The 12915-nt window shown below is 70.1% G+C and carries 13 protein-coding genes; 8 read left to right on the plus strand and 5 right to left on the minus strand.

What is annotated here, in order from left to right; translation table 11 throughout:
• Positions 1 to 26 precede the first annotated feature (26 nt).
• A complete protein-coding gene (locus Q343_RS0104420) occupies positions 27 to 674 on the minus strand; it encodes an O-methyltransferase (RefSeq protein WP_081829601.1) in 648 nt (215 codons plus the stop codon).
• A gap of 203 nt (positions 675 to 877) precedes the next feature.
• Between Q343_RS0104420 and Q343_RS0104425 the strand changes: the two genes are divergently transcribed.
• From Q343_RS0104425 to Q343_RS0104445, 5 genes are read left to right on the plus strand one after another with little or no spacing between them, the layout of a single operon-like run.
• Positions 878 to 2281: a S1C family serine protease gene (locus Q343_RS0104425; protein WP_043109235.1), complete on the plus strand. Its 1404-nt coding sequence runs from the start codon at positions 878 to 880 to the stop codon at positions 2279 to 2281.
• Positions 2282 to 2290: 9 nt separating this feature from the next.
• Positions 2291 to 2686: a twin-arginine translocase TatA/TatE family subunit gene (locus tag Q343_RS0104430; protein WP_029252380.1), complete on the plus strand. Its 396-nt coding sequence runs from the start codon at positions 2291 to 2293 to the stop codon at positions 2684 to 2686.
• 43 nt (positions 2687 to 2729) lie between these two features.
• A complete protein-coding gene (trpS, locus tag Q343_RS0104435) occupies positions 2730 to 3770 on the plus strand; it encodes a tryptophan--tRNA ligase (RefSeq protein ID WP_029252381.1) in 1041 nt (346 codons plus the stop codon).
• Positions 3767 to 4321 carry a 2'-5' RNA ligase family protein gene (locus tag Q343_RS0104440; protein ID WP_081829602.1) on the plus strand — a complete coding sequence of 185 codons (555 nt, stop codon included), beginning with the start codon at positions 3767 to 3769 and terminating at the stop codon, positions 4319 to 4321. The genes trpS and Q343_RS0104440 overlap by 4 nt, the downstream gene beginning before the upstream one ends.
• 13 nt (positions 4322 to 4334) lie before the next feature.
• Positions 4335 to 5438: a YihY/virulence factor BrkB family protein gene (locus Q343_RS0104445; RefSeq protein WP_052366850.1), complete on the plus strand. Its 1104-nt coding sequence runs from the start codon at positions 4335 to 4337 to the stop codon at positions 5436 to 5438.
• A 67-nt stretch (positions 5439 to 5505) separates the two neighbouring features.
• Here the strand turns inward: Q343_RS0104445 and Q343_RS0104450 are convergent, their stop codons facing one another.
• Genes Q343_RS0104450 through sdhC form a run of 4 tightly spaced genes read right to left on the minus strand, consistent with a single transcriptional unit; the run spans position 5506 to position 8984 of the window.
• On the minus strand, positions 5506 to 6276 hold the full coding sequence (locus tag Q343_RS0104450) for a succinate dehydrogenase iron-sulfur subunit (RefSeq protein WP_029252384.1): 771 nt from the start codon (positions 6274 to 6276) through the stop codon (positions 5506 to 5508).
• Positions 6276 to 8108 carry a succinate dehydrogenase flavoprotein subunit gene (gene sdhA / locus Q343_RS0104455; RefSeq protein WP_029252385.1) on the minus strand — a complete coding sequence of 611 codons (1833 nt, stop codon included), beginning with the start codon at positions 8106 to 8108 and terminating at the stop codon, positions 6276 to 6278. Before sdhA ends, Q343_RS0104450 begins: the two co-directional genes overlap by 1 nt.
• Before the next feature lie 43 nt (positions 8109 to 8151).
• Positions 8152 to 8601 carry a succinate dehydrogenase, hydrophobic membrane anchor protein gene (gene sdhD, locus Q343_RS0104460; RefSeq protein WP_029252386.1) on the minus strand — a complete coding sequence of 150 codons (450 nt, stop codon included), beginning with the start codon at positions 8599 to 8601 and terminating at the stop codon, positions 8152 to 8154.
• Positions 8601 to 8984 carry a succinate dehydrogenase, cytochrome b556 subunit gene (sdhC, locus tag Q343_RS0104465; protein WP_081829603.1) on the minus strand — a complete coding sequence of 128 codons (384 nt, stop codon included), beginning with the start codon at positions 8982 to 8984 and terminating at the stop codon, positions 8601 to 8603. Before sdhC ends, sdhD begins: the two co-directional genes overlap by 1 nt.
• A 209-nt stretch (positions 8985 to 9193) precedes the next feature.
• On the opposite strand from sdhC, the gene Q343_RS0104470 reads away from it, so the two are divergent.
• From Q343_RS0104470 to Q343_RS0104480, 3 genes are all read left to right on the plus strand, one after another.
• A complete protein-coding gene (locus Q343_RS0104470) occupies positions 9194 to 10315 on the plus strand; it encodes a mannose-1-phosphate guanylyltransferase (RefSeq protein ID WP_029252388.1) in 1122 nt (373 codons plus the stop codon).
• Positions 10316 to 10361: 46 nt separating this feature from the next.
• Positions 10362 to 11549 carry an amidohydrolase gene (locus Q343_RS0104475; protein WP_052366851.1) on the plus strand — a complete coding sequence of 396 codons (1188 nt, stop codon included), beginning with the start codon at positions 10362 to 10364 and terminating at the stop codon, positions 11547 to 11549.
• A 208-nt stretch (positions 11550 to 11757) separates the two neighbouring features.
• On the plus strand, positions 11758 to 12846 hold the full coding sequence (locus Q343_RS0104480; protein WP_029252390.1) for a BMP family lipoprotein: 1089 nt from the start codon (positions 11758 to 11760) through the stop codon (positions 12844 to 12846).
• Positions 12847 to 12915 lie beyond the last annotated feature (69 nt).

Genomic DNA, 12915 nt, shown 5'->3' on the forward strand with positions numbered 1-12915 from the left:
CTGTCCGTGGGGTGGTCAGCCGTCGGTCAGCGCCGGACGGCGAGGAGCAGTCCGTCTCCGGTGGGGAGCATCGCCGGCACCACCCGGTCGTCCTCGCGCAGTCGACGACCGACCTCCCGCACGATCGTGGTCACCTCGTCGCGTCGTGCGGGATCGGCGACGCGGTCCCCGGCCAGCGCGCTCGCGATCGCCAGCGTCCCGCCCGGGCGCAGGAGGCGGATGCCCTGCTCGACGTAGTCGGGGTAGCTCGGCTTGTCGGCGCCGACGAGCACCAGGTCGTACGCGCCGTCGGTCAGGCGAGGCAGGACGTCGCGTGCTCGGCCCGGGATCGTCCGGGCGCGCGTGGGGCGCAGGCCCGCCTCGGCGAACGCCTGCTTCGCGACGCGCTGGTGCTCGACCTCGACGTCGATGGTGGTCAGCACGCCGTCCTCGGGCATGGCGCGGAGCATCCAGAGCGCGGCGACGCCGGTGCCGGTGCCGACCTCGACGACTGCCTTGGCACGCAGCGCGGCCACGAGCGCGGCGAGCGCGGCGCCCGTTCCGGGGCTGACCGCCGTGCAGCCGAGCTCCGCGGCCTGCTCGCGTGCGCGCAGCAGCACCTCGTCCTCGGCGACGAAGTCCTCGCAGTACATCCAGCTCGAGGCCTTGACGGTCGGGCGGCCGATGTCGCTCATCGCGTTCTCCCGTTCTCAGTCCTGCTGGGGGCACCCGCTCCGGCACGAAGCAGACGGTGAGCCGGCGTGGCTCTGCCGCGATCGTACCGGGGAGCCGGGGACATCCCCGTGCGGCGCTCCGGCTCCGACGACTACGATGCGGGGGACGTGACGCCCGACCCTCGTCGCCCACGCCGAACCCGACAGGAGAAGCGCCCCAGCCCATGACCGGACAGGACCCCGACGCCACCGACGGCTCGCAGGACCCCGGAGCCCCGGAGGTCCCGCCGACCCCGGCCCGTCCCGCCGGCGCCTTCGCCCCGCCGACGGCGGAGCCCGCCGCCATGCCCGTGAACGAGCCCGGCCCGTCCCCTGAACCCCTCTTGCCCGTCCCTGCGGCACCGTACGGCGCCGCAGAGGATTCGGGGCCGGCGACCGTCGGCGCGGGCAGTACTGCCGGTGGTGCGTACGGGCCGGGCCCGTACGCTCTCGCCGCGCCCGCGCCCGCGTCACGGCCGTCCTCGGACTGGCCGCGTCCGCGTGCGCGGCGCGTCTCGGCGGGCATGACCGCCGGCATCGCGGTGCTCGCCCTGGTCGCCGGTGCCGTCGGAGGGGTGGCGGCGAACCGCATCGCGGCCGAGGTCGGGATGTACCGTCCGGTCGACGCCGCTCTCCCGGAGTCGTCCGCCGCGACGCAGCCGGCGGGCGCGATCGCGACGATCGCGGCCGAGGCGATCGACTCCGTGGTCTCGCTCGAGGTCGTCGGGGACGACGGAGTGTCGACCGGGTCGGGTGTCGTCATCCGGGCCGACGGGTACATCCTGACGAACAACCATGTCGTCGCGGACGCGAGCGGTGACGACGCGGTCACGGTCCTGATGACCGACGGCAGCGAGCTTCCCGCCCAGGTCGTGGGTCGGACGTCGGACTACGACCTCGCGGTCGTGAAGATCAACGCGACGGACCTGACCCCGCTCGTCCTCGGTGACTCCGACGAGGTCGTGGTCGGTGACCCGGTGGTCGCGGTCGGCGCGCCGCTCGGGCTCGAAGGAACCGTGACGACGGGGATCGTGAGCGCCCTCCACCGGCCCGTGGCCGCCGGGCAGACGGACACGGCGTTCATCGACGCCATCCAGACCGACGCGGCCATCAACCCGGGGAACTCGGGGGGGCCGCTCGTCAACGGTGCAGGGGAGGTCGTCGGGATCAACTCGGCGATCGCACAGCCCCCGGGAGCGCTCCAGGCGACCGGCAGCATCGGCCTGGGATTCGCGATCCCGTCGAACCAGGCGCGGCGGACCGCCGAGGAGCTGATCGAGACCGGCTCCGCCACCTACCCCGTCATCGGCGTGCTCCTGGACGAGCGGTACTCGGGCGAGGGCGTCCAGGTCGTCAGCGACCCGCTCGAGGACCAGGACGCCGTGGTCCCCGACGGGCCCGCCGACGACGCCGGCATCGAGCCCGGAGACGTCATTCTCGCGATCGACGGCCGGCCCGTGACACGGACCGACGAGCTCGTCGTCGCCATCAGGGCCAAGGCCCCGGGCGACGAGGTGACCCTGCAGGTCAGGTCCGGCGACGAGGAGAGCGACGTCGTCGTCGTCCTCGACGAGGCCGTGAGCGAGTAGGCTCGTCGGGTGTTCTTCGGCATCAACGGAAGCGAGTTCCTGCTCCTGGCGCTGCTCGCGGTCGTCGTCATCGGGCCGGAGCGGCTGCCTCGGTATGCCGAACAGCTGGGTTCGCTCGCCCGTCGCGGACGGAGCTATCTCTCGACGGCCCGGGAGCGCGTCGACTCGGAGCTCGGCGACGAGTTCGGCGACGTCGACTGGTCCAAGCTCGACCCCCGTCAGTACGACCCGCGTCGGATCGTGCGCGAGGCGCTCTCCGACGACGTCGAGGTACCCCGGTCGCCGCGGCCAGGTGCGGGGCCGGGAGCGGCCGGTGCGGCCGCCGTCGCCGGGGCCACGGCACTGGGCGGCGGGCCGTCCGCGGAGCTGCAGGGCCCCGCGCCGTACGACGACGAGGCGACCTGAGTCGTCTACCGTTGCCCACCGACTTTCTGACAGAATGAGAAACATGCCCGTGTCACGCTTGGACAGCGCCAGTCCGCGAATCTTGTCGGGAATGCAACCGACCGACGACTCGCTGCACCTCGGCAACTACATCGGCGCGCTCCGGCAGTGGGTGGCCCTACAGGACTCCTACGACGCCCTCTACTGCGTCGTGGACCTCCACGCGCTGACGGTGACTCCCGAGCCCGCCAGGCTGCGTGAGCGGACACGGCGCACGGCCGCCCAGTACCTCGCCGGCGGCGTCGACCCCGAGCGTTCTGCGCTCTTCGTCCAGTCGCACGTCCCGCAGCACACCCAGCTCGCCTGGGTCCTGGAGTGCCAGACCGGCATCGGCGAGGCGATGCGGATGACGCAGTTCAAGGACAAGAGCGCCAAGCGCGGGTCGGACAGCACGTCGGTGGGGCTGCTGACCTACCCCATGCTGATGGCGGCCGACATCCTGCTCTACGACACCGCCCTCGTGCCGGTCGGCGAGGACCAGCGTCAGCACCTCGAGCTCACGCGGAACCTGGCCGAACGGCTGAACGCGCGGTTCGGCGAGGACACGGTCGTGGTGCCCGAGCCTCACATCGTCAGGTCGTCGGCCAAGGTCTACGACCTGCAGGACCCGACGTCCAAGATGAGCAAGTCGGCGGCGAGTCCCAAGGGCCTGATCGGCCTGCTCGACGATCCCAAGCAGATCGCGAAGCGGATCCGCGGCGCGGCCACGGACTCCGGCAGCGAGATCCGGTTCGACCGCGACGAGAAGCCCGGCATCTCGAACCTCCTGTCGATCTACTCGGTGCTCACGGGCCGGGACGTCGACTCGATCGTCGCGGACTACGAGGGCAAGGGCTACGGACACCTCAAGGTCGACCTCGCGGACGTGGTGGTCGACGTGCTGACCCCGTTCCAGGCACTGGCCGCCGAGTACCTGGACGACCCGGCCGAGCTCGACGCCGTGCTCGCCCGGGGTGCCGAGAAGGCCCGTGGCATCGCCCAGGACACCGTCGACCGCGTCTACGACCGCATCGGTCTGGTGCCGGCCGCGGGGTCCGTGCGGTGAACATCCCGGAGCGTGGTCCGGGGCAGCGCCGCATCGGCGTCGCTGTCGAGGTACCCGCTCCGTACGGCGCCCAGCTGCAGGAGGCCCGTGCCCGGTTCGGGGACGCGTACGCCGACGCGATCCCGCCCCACGTGACGCTGCTCGGCCCGACGGTGGTCGACGAGATCGACGTCGACCACGTCCACACGCACCTGGCCGACGTCGCCGCCCAGCACACACCCTTCCGGCTCCACCTGCGCGGCTCTGCGACTTTTCGCCCGGTCTCGCCCGTCGTCTTCGTCCAGGTGGTCGAGGGGATCGTGGAGTGCGAGGCGCTGGAGTCCCACGTGCGGTCCGGGCTGCTGCACCAGGAGCTACGGTTCAACTACCACCCGCACGTGACGGTCGCGCACGACCTGGACGACGCGGCGCTCGACCAGGCCTTCGACGAGATGGCGGGCTTCGACGCGACGTTCGACGTCGCCGAGATCGTGCTCTACCTCCACGGTGACGACTCCGTGTGGCGTCCGACACGCAGGTTCTCCCTCACGGGCGAGGTACGGACCGGCTGACTAGGGTCTGAGCATGGCCCACTCGTCGACGTCGCCCCCCTCCGGAACCGTCGGTGCCGTGGCGACCAAGGGAAAGCAGCTCGCAGACCTCTGGGCCCACAGTCGGCCGGGACGGACCTTCCAGCGGTACGGAGCCACCCGCGGGGCGCTGCTCTGCGGTGGGATCGCCTACTCCGCCCTGTTCTCCATCTTCGCCGCCCTGGCGATCGTCTTCACGGTCTTCTCGCGGGTTCTCGGCAGCAACAGCGAGCTCGAGGACGACGTCGTCGCGCAGATCAACGAGTTCATCCCCGGTCTGATCACGACCGACACGACGTCGGGGATCGTCAGCATCGACGACCTGATCCTCTCCGGCTCGCTCTGGCCGACCCTCCTCTCCGCCGGAGTGCTGCTGTGGACGGCGATCTCGTTCATGACGGCGCTGCGCCGCGGGGTGCGGGCCCAGTTCGGGCTGTCCGAGGTCGGGCAGTCCTTCGTCATGTCGAAGGTCTGGTCCCTGGTCGGGTTCGTCGGCCTGGGCATCGGCGTCGGGCTGTCGACGGCCGTCAGCGTCGTGGCGGTCCAGCTGGGGGAGTGGCTCACCCAGGACCTTCTGTCCCTCGGTGACGCCGGGTCGTTCCTCGTGACCGCCGGGGGTCTGCTCGCATCGCTGGTGATCGACACGGTCGTCGTCGTCGGGGTCGTCGTCGTGGTGGCCGGGGCGCGTCCCCGGGGCCGTGACCTCTGGATCGGGGCGGTCGTCGCCGGGGTCGCCTTCGGTGCGCTGCGGGCACTCGGGACAAGCGTCGTCGCGGGTGGTGCCGACAAGAACGCGCTGCTGGCATCGGTGGCCGTCGTGGTGACGCTGCTCCTGCTGGTCAACTTCGTCTCGCGCGTGCTGCTGCTCGTGGCGGCCTGGATGGCCGACCCGGCGTACGTGGAGCCGCACCCCGAGCCTGTCGAGACGCTGCGCGAGCGTGTCGACCGCGAGCGCGAGATCCGGGCCGGTCAGGGCTACGGCTATCCCTGGAGCCCGCTGGTCCGGGGTGTCCGGCGCGGTCTGCGCCCCCGCCCGCGTCGGCTCGTGCGCCGCGGCGAGGCGCTACGGCCGGAGACCCGGCCGGGCGAGTACCACTAGTCACCCCGAGGACGAACGACGGCGCCGCCCACCCGGAGGTGAGCGGCGCCGTCGGACCGTGCGTGGATCAGAAGGCGCGGGTGATCATCGCCCGCTTGACCTCCTGGATGGCCTTGGTGACCTCGATGCCGCGCGGGCAGGCCTCGGTGCAGTTGAAGGTCGTGCGGCAGCGCCACACGCCCTCCTTGTCGTTGAGGATCTCCAGACGCTGCGTGGCGCCGTCGTCCCGGCTGTCGAAGATGAACCGGTGGGCGTTGACGATCGCCGCGGGGCCGAAGTACTGCCCGTCGGTCCAGAACACGGGGCACGAGCTCGTGCACGCCGCGCAGAGGATGCACTTGGTCGTGTCGTCGAAGCGTTCGCGCTCCTCGGACGACTGCAGGTGCTCCTTGGACGGCTCGTTCCCCTTGTTGATGAAGAACGGCATGATCTCGCGGTAGGAGGCGAAGAACGGCTCCATGTCCACGATCAGGTCCTTGAGGACCGGCAGGCCCTTGATCGGCTCCACGATGATCGGCTTGTCGGGGTTGACGTCCTTGAGGAGCGTCTTGCACGCCAGGCGGTTGCGACCGTTGATGCGCATCGCGTCGGATCCGCACACGCCGTGCGCGCAGGAGCGCCGGAACGAGAGCGTCCCGTCGTCCTCCCACTTGATCTTGTGGAGCGCGTCGAGCACCCGGTCGGTCCCGTGGACCGTGATGGTGAACTCGTCCCACCAGGGGTCGGGCCCGACCTCGGGGGAGAAGCGCTGGATCTTCAGCGTGACGTCGAAGGACGGGATCTCGCCGGCGGCCGGCTTGTTCTCGGCCTCTGCGGTGGTGTCCAGGGTCGCAGTCATCAGTACTTCCGCTCCATCGGCTCGTACCGCGTCTGGGTGACCGACTTGGATCCGAGGACGATCTTGTAGTCCCCGAACTCCTCGACGTGGTCGAAGTAGTTCTCGACCGTCCCGTCCACGGTGTCGCCCGCCGTCGCCGGACGGCGGTACGTCATGGTGTGCAACATGTAGTTCGTGTCGTCGCGATCGGGGAAGTCCTCGCGGTAGTGCCCACCGCGCGACTCCTTGCGGTTGATCGCGGCGACGACGGTGATCTCGGCGAGGTCCAGGAGGAACCCGAGCTCGAGGGCCTCGAGGAGGTCGGTGTTGAACATCTGGCCCTTGTCCTGGACCGAGACGTTCTTGTACCGGGCCTGGAGCTCACGGATGTCGGCCAGCGCCTGGTCGAGCGACTCCTTGGTGCGGAACACCTGGGCGTTCGCGTCCATCGTCTCCTGGAGGGCCTTGCGCACCTCGGCCACGCGTTCGCCCTCGGGGCGGTCGCGCATCTCGTCGAGCTGGGCGATCGTCCGGTCCGCGGCGTCGGCCGGCAGGTCGTGGAACGACGCCGTCTTCGAGTAGGCGGCGGCGCTCCGGCCGGCGCGCTTGCCGAAGACGTTGATGTCGAGCAGCGAGTTGGTGCCCAGGCGGTTGGAGCCGTGGACCGACACACAGGCGACCTCGCCGGCCGCGAAGAGGCCCTTGACGACGTTGTGCGAGTCGCGCAGGACCTCGCCCTCGACGTTCGTCGGGATGCCGCCCATGGCGTAGTGCGCCGTCGGGTACACCGGGATCGGGTCCGTGTAGGGCTCGATGCCGAGGTAGGTCCGTGCGAACTCGGTGATGTCCGGGAGCTTGGCGTCGATGTGCGACGGCTCGAGGTGCGTGAGGTCGAGCAGCACGTAGTCCTTGTTCGGACCGCAGCCGCGTCCCTCGCGGACCTCGTTCGCCATCGACCGGGCGACGATGTCGCGCGGTGCCAGGTCCTTGATCGTCGGTGCGTACCGCTCCATGAAGCGTTCGCCGTCCGAGTTGCGGAGGATCCCGCCCTCGCCTCGTGCGGCCTCGGAGAGCAGGATGCCGAGACCGGCAAGGCCTGTCGGGTGGAACTGGAAGAACTCCATGTCCTCGAGCGGGAACCCGCGACGCAGCGCGAGCGCCATGCCGTCACCGGTCAGCGTGTGGGCGTTCGAGGTGGTCTTGAAGATCTTGCCCGCGCCGCCCGTGGCGAAGATGATCGCCTTGGCCTGGAACACGTGGATCTCGCCGGTGGCGAGGTCGTAGGCGACGACGCCGGTCGCGTTGACCTCGGCCCCGTCGGCCATGTCCTCGGTCGACAGGTCGTGGTCTGTGATCAGGTCGAGCACGTAGAACTCGTTGAAGAACTCGACGTCCTGCTTGACGCAGTTCTGGTAGAGCGTCTGCAGGATCATGTGCCCGGTGCGGTCCGCCGCGTAGCACGAGCGACGCACGGCCGCCTCGCCGTGGTTGCGGGTGTGCCCGCCGAACCGGCGCTGGTCGATGCGACCCTCGGGGGTGCGGTTGAACGGCAGGCCCATGTGCTCGAGGTCGATGATCGCGTCGATCGCCTCCTTGGCCATGATCTCGGCCGCGTCCTGGTCGACGAGGTAGTCGCCGCCCTTGACGGTGTCAAACGTGTGCCACTCCCAGTTGTCCTCCTCGACGTTCGCGAGGGCGGCGCACATGCCGCCCTGGGCGGCGCCGGTGTGCGAACGCGTGGGGTAGAGCTTGGTGATGACGGCTGTCCGGACCTCGCCGGACGCCTCGAGCGCCGCGCGCATGCCGGCACCTCCGGCACCGACGATGACGACGTCGTACTGGTGGGTCTGCATCGGGGACGATGCCTCCTCCGGGTGAGTGGGAACTGTCGCGGCGTCAGGCCGTGCAGAACGACGCGAGCAACTCGGCTGGAGCGTCGGCGGGGCAGGGGTCGAAGGTGAAGATCACGAGGGTGCCGAGGACGACGACGATCGTGAACGCCACGTAGAGGAGGAGCTTGAGCACCAGGCGGGTGCCGTCGCGCTCCGCGTAGTCGTTGATGATCGTGCGCACACCGTTGGTCCCGTGGATCATCGCGAGCCACAGCATCAGCAGGTCCCAGATCTGCCAGAAGGGGCTCGCCCACTTGCCGGCGACGAAGCCGAAGTCGATGGCCTTCACGCCCTCTCCGACCATGAGGTTGACGAAGAGGTGGGCGAAGATGAGAGCGATGAGGATGACGCCAGAGACGCGCATGAACATCCAGCTGTAGAGCTCGAAGTTCGACCGCGTGATCTTCTGGCGGGCGTAGGGCGAACGCGGTGCGGCGAGAGCGGTCGTGGCCATCAGTGCCCACCTCCGAAGACGTTCATCAGGTGGCGGGGCAGGAACCCGGCCATGGTGACGACGGTCCCGCCGACGACGACCCACAGCATGACCCGCTGGTACTTCGGGCCCTTGGTCCAGAAGTCGACCAGGATGATGCGGATGCCGTTGAAGGCGTGGTAGACGATCGCGGCGACGAGACCGGCCTCGCCGAGCCCCATGATGGGTGTCTGGTACGTGCCGATCACGGCGTTGTACGCCTCGGGCGAGACGCGGACCAGTGCCGTGTCGAGCACGTGCACGAGTAGGAAAAAGAAGATCAGCACGCCAGTCACGCGATGCGCGACCCAGGACCACATTCCTTCGTGGCCGCGGTACAGCGTGCCAGCGGGTGCACTTGGCACGGTCTGGCCTCCTGTGACGGATCCGATGGCGACGCGTCCTGGCGGGTCGCGGTCCGACGTCGGAGCGCGCGGACGCGTCAGGAGTTGTCCGTTCTCCGGACCACTGTAGTGAATAAGTTGTGGACGTAGAGCCGCGGCCCCCGATTCTGACGGGCGTTCGTCTCAATATGTGACGGACGCCACGTCCGCGTCGTCACTATGATCGACGCATGGGACAAGCAGCGGGGCCGATCGAGGACTTCTACGCCGTGGTACCTGCGGGCGGCGCAGGGACGCGGCTCTGGCCGCTCTCCCGTCGGCAGACGCCCAAGTTCCTCCTCGACCTGACCGGGAGCGGTCGCACGCTCCTGCAGGCGACGGTCGACCGGTTGGCTCCGCTCGCCGGTGACGAGGGGATCGTCCTGGTCACCGGTACCGCCCACGTCCCGGCGGCTCGCGAGCAGCTGCCGGGGCTCGCCTCCGACCAGATCCTCGCCGAGCCGTCGCCCCGGGACTCGATGGCGGCGATCGGCCTCGCGGCCGCCGTCCTCGCCGAGCGGCACGGCGACGTCGTGCTCGGGTCCTTCGCGGCCGACCAGGTGATCTCAGGGCGTGAGGCGTTCGACGACGCGGTGCACGAGGCGGTCGCCGCGGCCCGTGACGGGTACGTGGCCACGATCGGCATCGCCGCGTCGCGCCCGTCGACGGCGTTCGGGTACATCCGGTCGGGGACACCGCTCGGCGTGGCTGCGGCGCCGTCCGCCCGGAATGTCCGGGGCTTTACTGAAAAGCCCGATGCCGCGACGGCACGCGAGTACCTCTCCTCGGGGGAGTACCGGTGGAACGCCGGGATCTTCGTCGCGCGGACGAGCGTGCTCCTCGGCCACCTGGCGGAGCAGCGGCCCGCGCTCCACGACGGGCTGCGCACGATCGCCGCCGCCTGGGACACGCCCGAGCGTGACGCGGTGCTCGACGCCGTGTGGCCCGGTCTCGAGCGCATCGCCATCGACCACGCCGTGGCGGAGCCGGTCGCGGCGCTCGGCGGGGTCGGCGTCGTCCCGGGCACCTTCGGGTGGGACGACGTCGGGGACTTCAACTCCCTGGCCGCACTGCTGCCGTCCGACGACGGTGCCGGCTCCAAGGTGCTCGGCGACACCTCGTCCGTGGTGCGGCTGGAGAGTGCGGGCTCGGTCGTCGTCCCGGGGGATCGCACCGTCGCCGTGCTCGGGCTCGACGACGTCGTCGTGGTCGACACCCCCGACGTCGTCCTCGTGACGACGCGCGCTCGCGCGCAGCAGGTCAAGGACATGGTGGGTCTGCTCCACGAGCAGGGGCTCGACGAGCTGCTCTAGGTGGACACCGGGGAACGGTCGGCAGACCGGCGTCTACCCTGGCGGGGTGAGCCCTCATAACGTCGTGACCGACCGGATCCGCACCCTGGTAGCCACGCTCCACGACGAGCTGGTCGCGGTGCGGCGAGACCTGCACGCGCACCCGGAGGTGGCGTTTACCGAGGTTCGCACGACGCGCGTCCTGGCCGAGCGGCTGCGGCTGGCCGGCCTCGAGCCCCGGCTGCTGCCCGGGACCGGGCTGGTGGTCGACGTCGGCGAGGTGGCGCCCGGGCAGGGCAGGATCGCGCTCCGCGCCGACATCGACGCGCTCCCGCTCACGGACACGTGCGAGCAGGAGTTCGCCTCGACCGTCGACGGCGTCGCGCACGCGTGCGGCCACGACGTCCACGCGACCGTCGTGCTCGGGGCGGCGCTGGTACTCGCCGAGCTCGACGCCGAGGGACAGCTCGCACGCGGCGTGCGCTGCATCTTCCAGCCCGCCGAGGAGATCATGACCGGTGGCGCGCCGGACGTCATCGCCGCGGGTGCGCTTGACGGGGTCGACGAGATCTACGCACTGCACTGCGACCCCAAGGTGGACGTCGGCACCGTCGGTACCCGGATCGGACCCATCACGGCGGCGGCCGACCAGATCTCCGTCACGCTCGGGTCGACCGGGGGGCACACGTCCCGGCCCCATCTGACCGGTGACGTCGTCTTCGCGCTCGCCCAGGTCGTCACGCAGGTCCCGGCCGTGCTCGGCCGCCGGCTCGACCCGCGGTCCGGCACCAACCTGACCTGGGGCGCCGTGCACGCCGGCGACGCCCACAACGCGATCCCGACGACGGGAGTGGCGCGTGGCACGCTGCGATGCCTCGACGGGCGGGCCTGGGAGCACGCGGCCAGCGTGCTCGAGTCCGCCGTCGGCCAGGTCGTCGCGCCGTACAACGTCACAGCCGAGGTGCATCACACGCGAGGCGTTCCGCCGGTGGAGAACGACGAGGCCGCGACGGGTCGGGTCGAGTCCGCCGCCCGTGCGGTGCTCGGCCCGCGGTCCGTGATCCTGACGGAACAGTCGCTCGGCGGGGAAGACTTCGCCTGGTACCTGACGCAGGTGCCGGGAGCGCTCGCGCGCCTCGGCACCCGTGCCCCCGGCGGTCGTTCCTACGACATCCACCAGGGTGACCTTCGGGTGGACGAGCAGGCGATCGACGTCGGTGTCGCGCTCCTGGCGCGCATCGCGACGGGTGAGTAGTCCCACTTCGTGGACACGTCGCCGTCCGGCACGAGACGACCGGTGACGCTTGTGTAACAAACTCTGGCGTTACCTGGAAGTAACGTGCAGAGCGTGTGCGGGTGGATACAGTGTTTAGACAACGGACCGGTGTGACCCGGGGATGTTTCCCGGAAGAGGGCGAACCCCAGCAGCCGACGTCCATTCACCCCACGCAAGGAGTTCACCCGTGAAGAGAGCAGCGAAGGTCACTGCCGTGGCCACCCTCTCCGCCCTCGCCCTCGCCGCCTGCGGCGCAGCCCCTGAGGACGACAGCAGCAGCGCCGACGGCGCCGACAACTCGGACTTCAAGGCCTGCATGGTCTCGGACGCCGGCGGCTTCGACGACAAGTCGTTCAACGAGTCGGGCAAGCGGGGCCTGGACGCCGCGTCGGACGAGCTCGGCATCGAGACGCAGACCGCCGAGTCGCAGGCGAACGCGGACTACGCGCCGAACATCACGAACCTCGTCTCCGAGGGCTGCGACATGATCGTGACCGTCGGGTTCCTCCTCGCGACCGCCACCGGTGACGCCGCCACGGACAACCCTGACACCGAGTTCGCGATCGTCGACTCGACCGCTCAGGACGCCGACGGCAACCCGATCGAGCTCGACAACGTGAAGCCGCTCAGCTTCGACACCGCCCAGGCCTCCTACCTCGCCGGCTACGTCGCCGCCGGGATGAGCGAGACCGGGACCGTCGCCACCTACGGCGGGCTGCAGATCCCGACCGTCACCATCTTCATGGACGGGTTCGTCGACGGCGTCGCCAAGTACAACGAGGACAACGGCACCGACGTCAAGACGCTCGGCTGGGACAAGGAGGCCCAGAACGGCTCCTTCGTCGGCAACTTCGAGGACCAGGCGCAGGGCCAGCAGCTCACGCAGACCTTCATCGAGCAGGGTGCGGACGTCGTCCTGCCCGTCGCCGGGCCGGTCGGCCTCGGTACGCTCGCCGCTGCTCGTGACGCCGACGGTGTCTCGGTCATCTGGGTCGACTCCGACGGCGTCGAGACCAACCCGGACTACTCCGACATCATCCTGACCTCGGTCATGAAGGGCATCGACGCCGGTGTCCAGGACGTCATCACGACCGGTGTGAACGACGAGTTCTCGAACGAGGCCTACGTCGGAACGCTGGAGAACGAGGGCGTCGGCCTCGCGCCGTTCCACGACTTCGAGGAGACCGTCCCGCAGGAGCTCAAGGACCAGGTCGACGCGATCAAGCAGGAGATCATCGACGGCAGCATCGTCGTCGAGTCGCCCAGCGCTCCCTGACACAGCGCCGCACGATCACGAGCGAGCCGGCCCGGGCCACCGGGTCGGCTCGCCCGTGTCCCACTAGTC

It is taken from the genome of Paraoerskovia marina DSM 21750, assembly GCF_000701465.1.
GTDB lineage: Bacteria > Actinomycetota > Actinomycetes > Actinomycetales > Cellulomonadaceae > Paraoerskovia > Paraoerskovia marina.

What these genes read in the sequence shown, in the direction of transcription:
- Q343_RS0104420 (WP_081829601.1), bottom strand. Translation starts at nt 674, where the DNA reads ATGAGCGACATCGGCCGCCCGACCGTCAAGGCCTCGAGCTGGATGTAC.
- Q343_RS0104425 (WP_043109235.1), top strand. Translation starts at nt 878, where the DNA reads ATGACCGGACAGGACCCCGACGCCACCGACGGCTCGCAGGACCCCGGA.
- trpS (WP_029252381.1), top strand. Translation starts at nt 2,730, where the DNA reads ATGCCCGTGTCACGCTTGGACAGCGCCAGTCCGCGAATCTTGTCGGGA.
- Q343_RS0104445 (WP_052366850.1), top strand. Translation starts at nt 4,335, where the DNA reads ATGGCCCACTCGTCGACGTCGCCCCCCTCCGGAACCGTCGGTGCCGTG.
- Q343_RS0104450 (WP_029252384.1), bottom strand. Translation starts at nt 6,276, where the DNA reads ATGACTGCGACCCTGGACACCACCGCAGAGGCCGAGAACAAGCCGGCC.
- sdhA (WP_029252385.1), bottom strand. Translation starts at nt 8,108, where the DNA reads ATGCAGACCCACCAGTACGACGTCGTCATCGTCGGTGCCGGAGGTGCC.
- sdhD (WP_029252386.1), bottom strand. Translation starts at nt 8,601, where the DNA reads ATGGCCACGACCGCTCTCGCCGCACCGCGTTCGCCCTACGCCCGCCAG.
- Q343_RS0104470 (WP_029252388.1), top strand. Translation starts at nt 9,194, where the DNA reads ATGGGACAAGCAGCGGGGCCGATCGAGGACTTCTACGCCGTGGTACCT.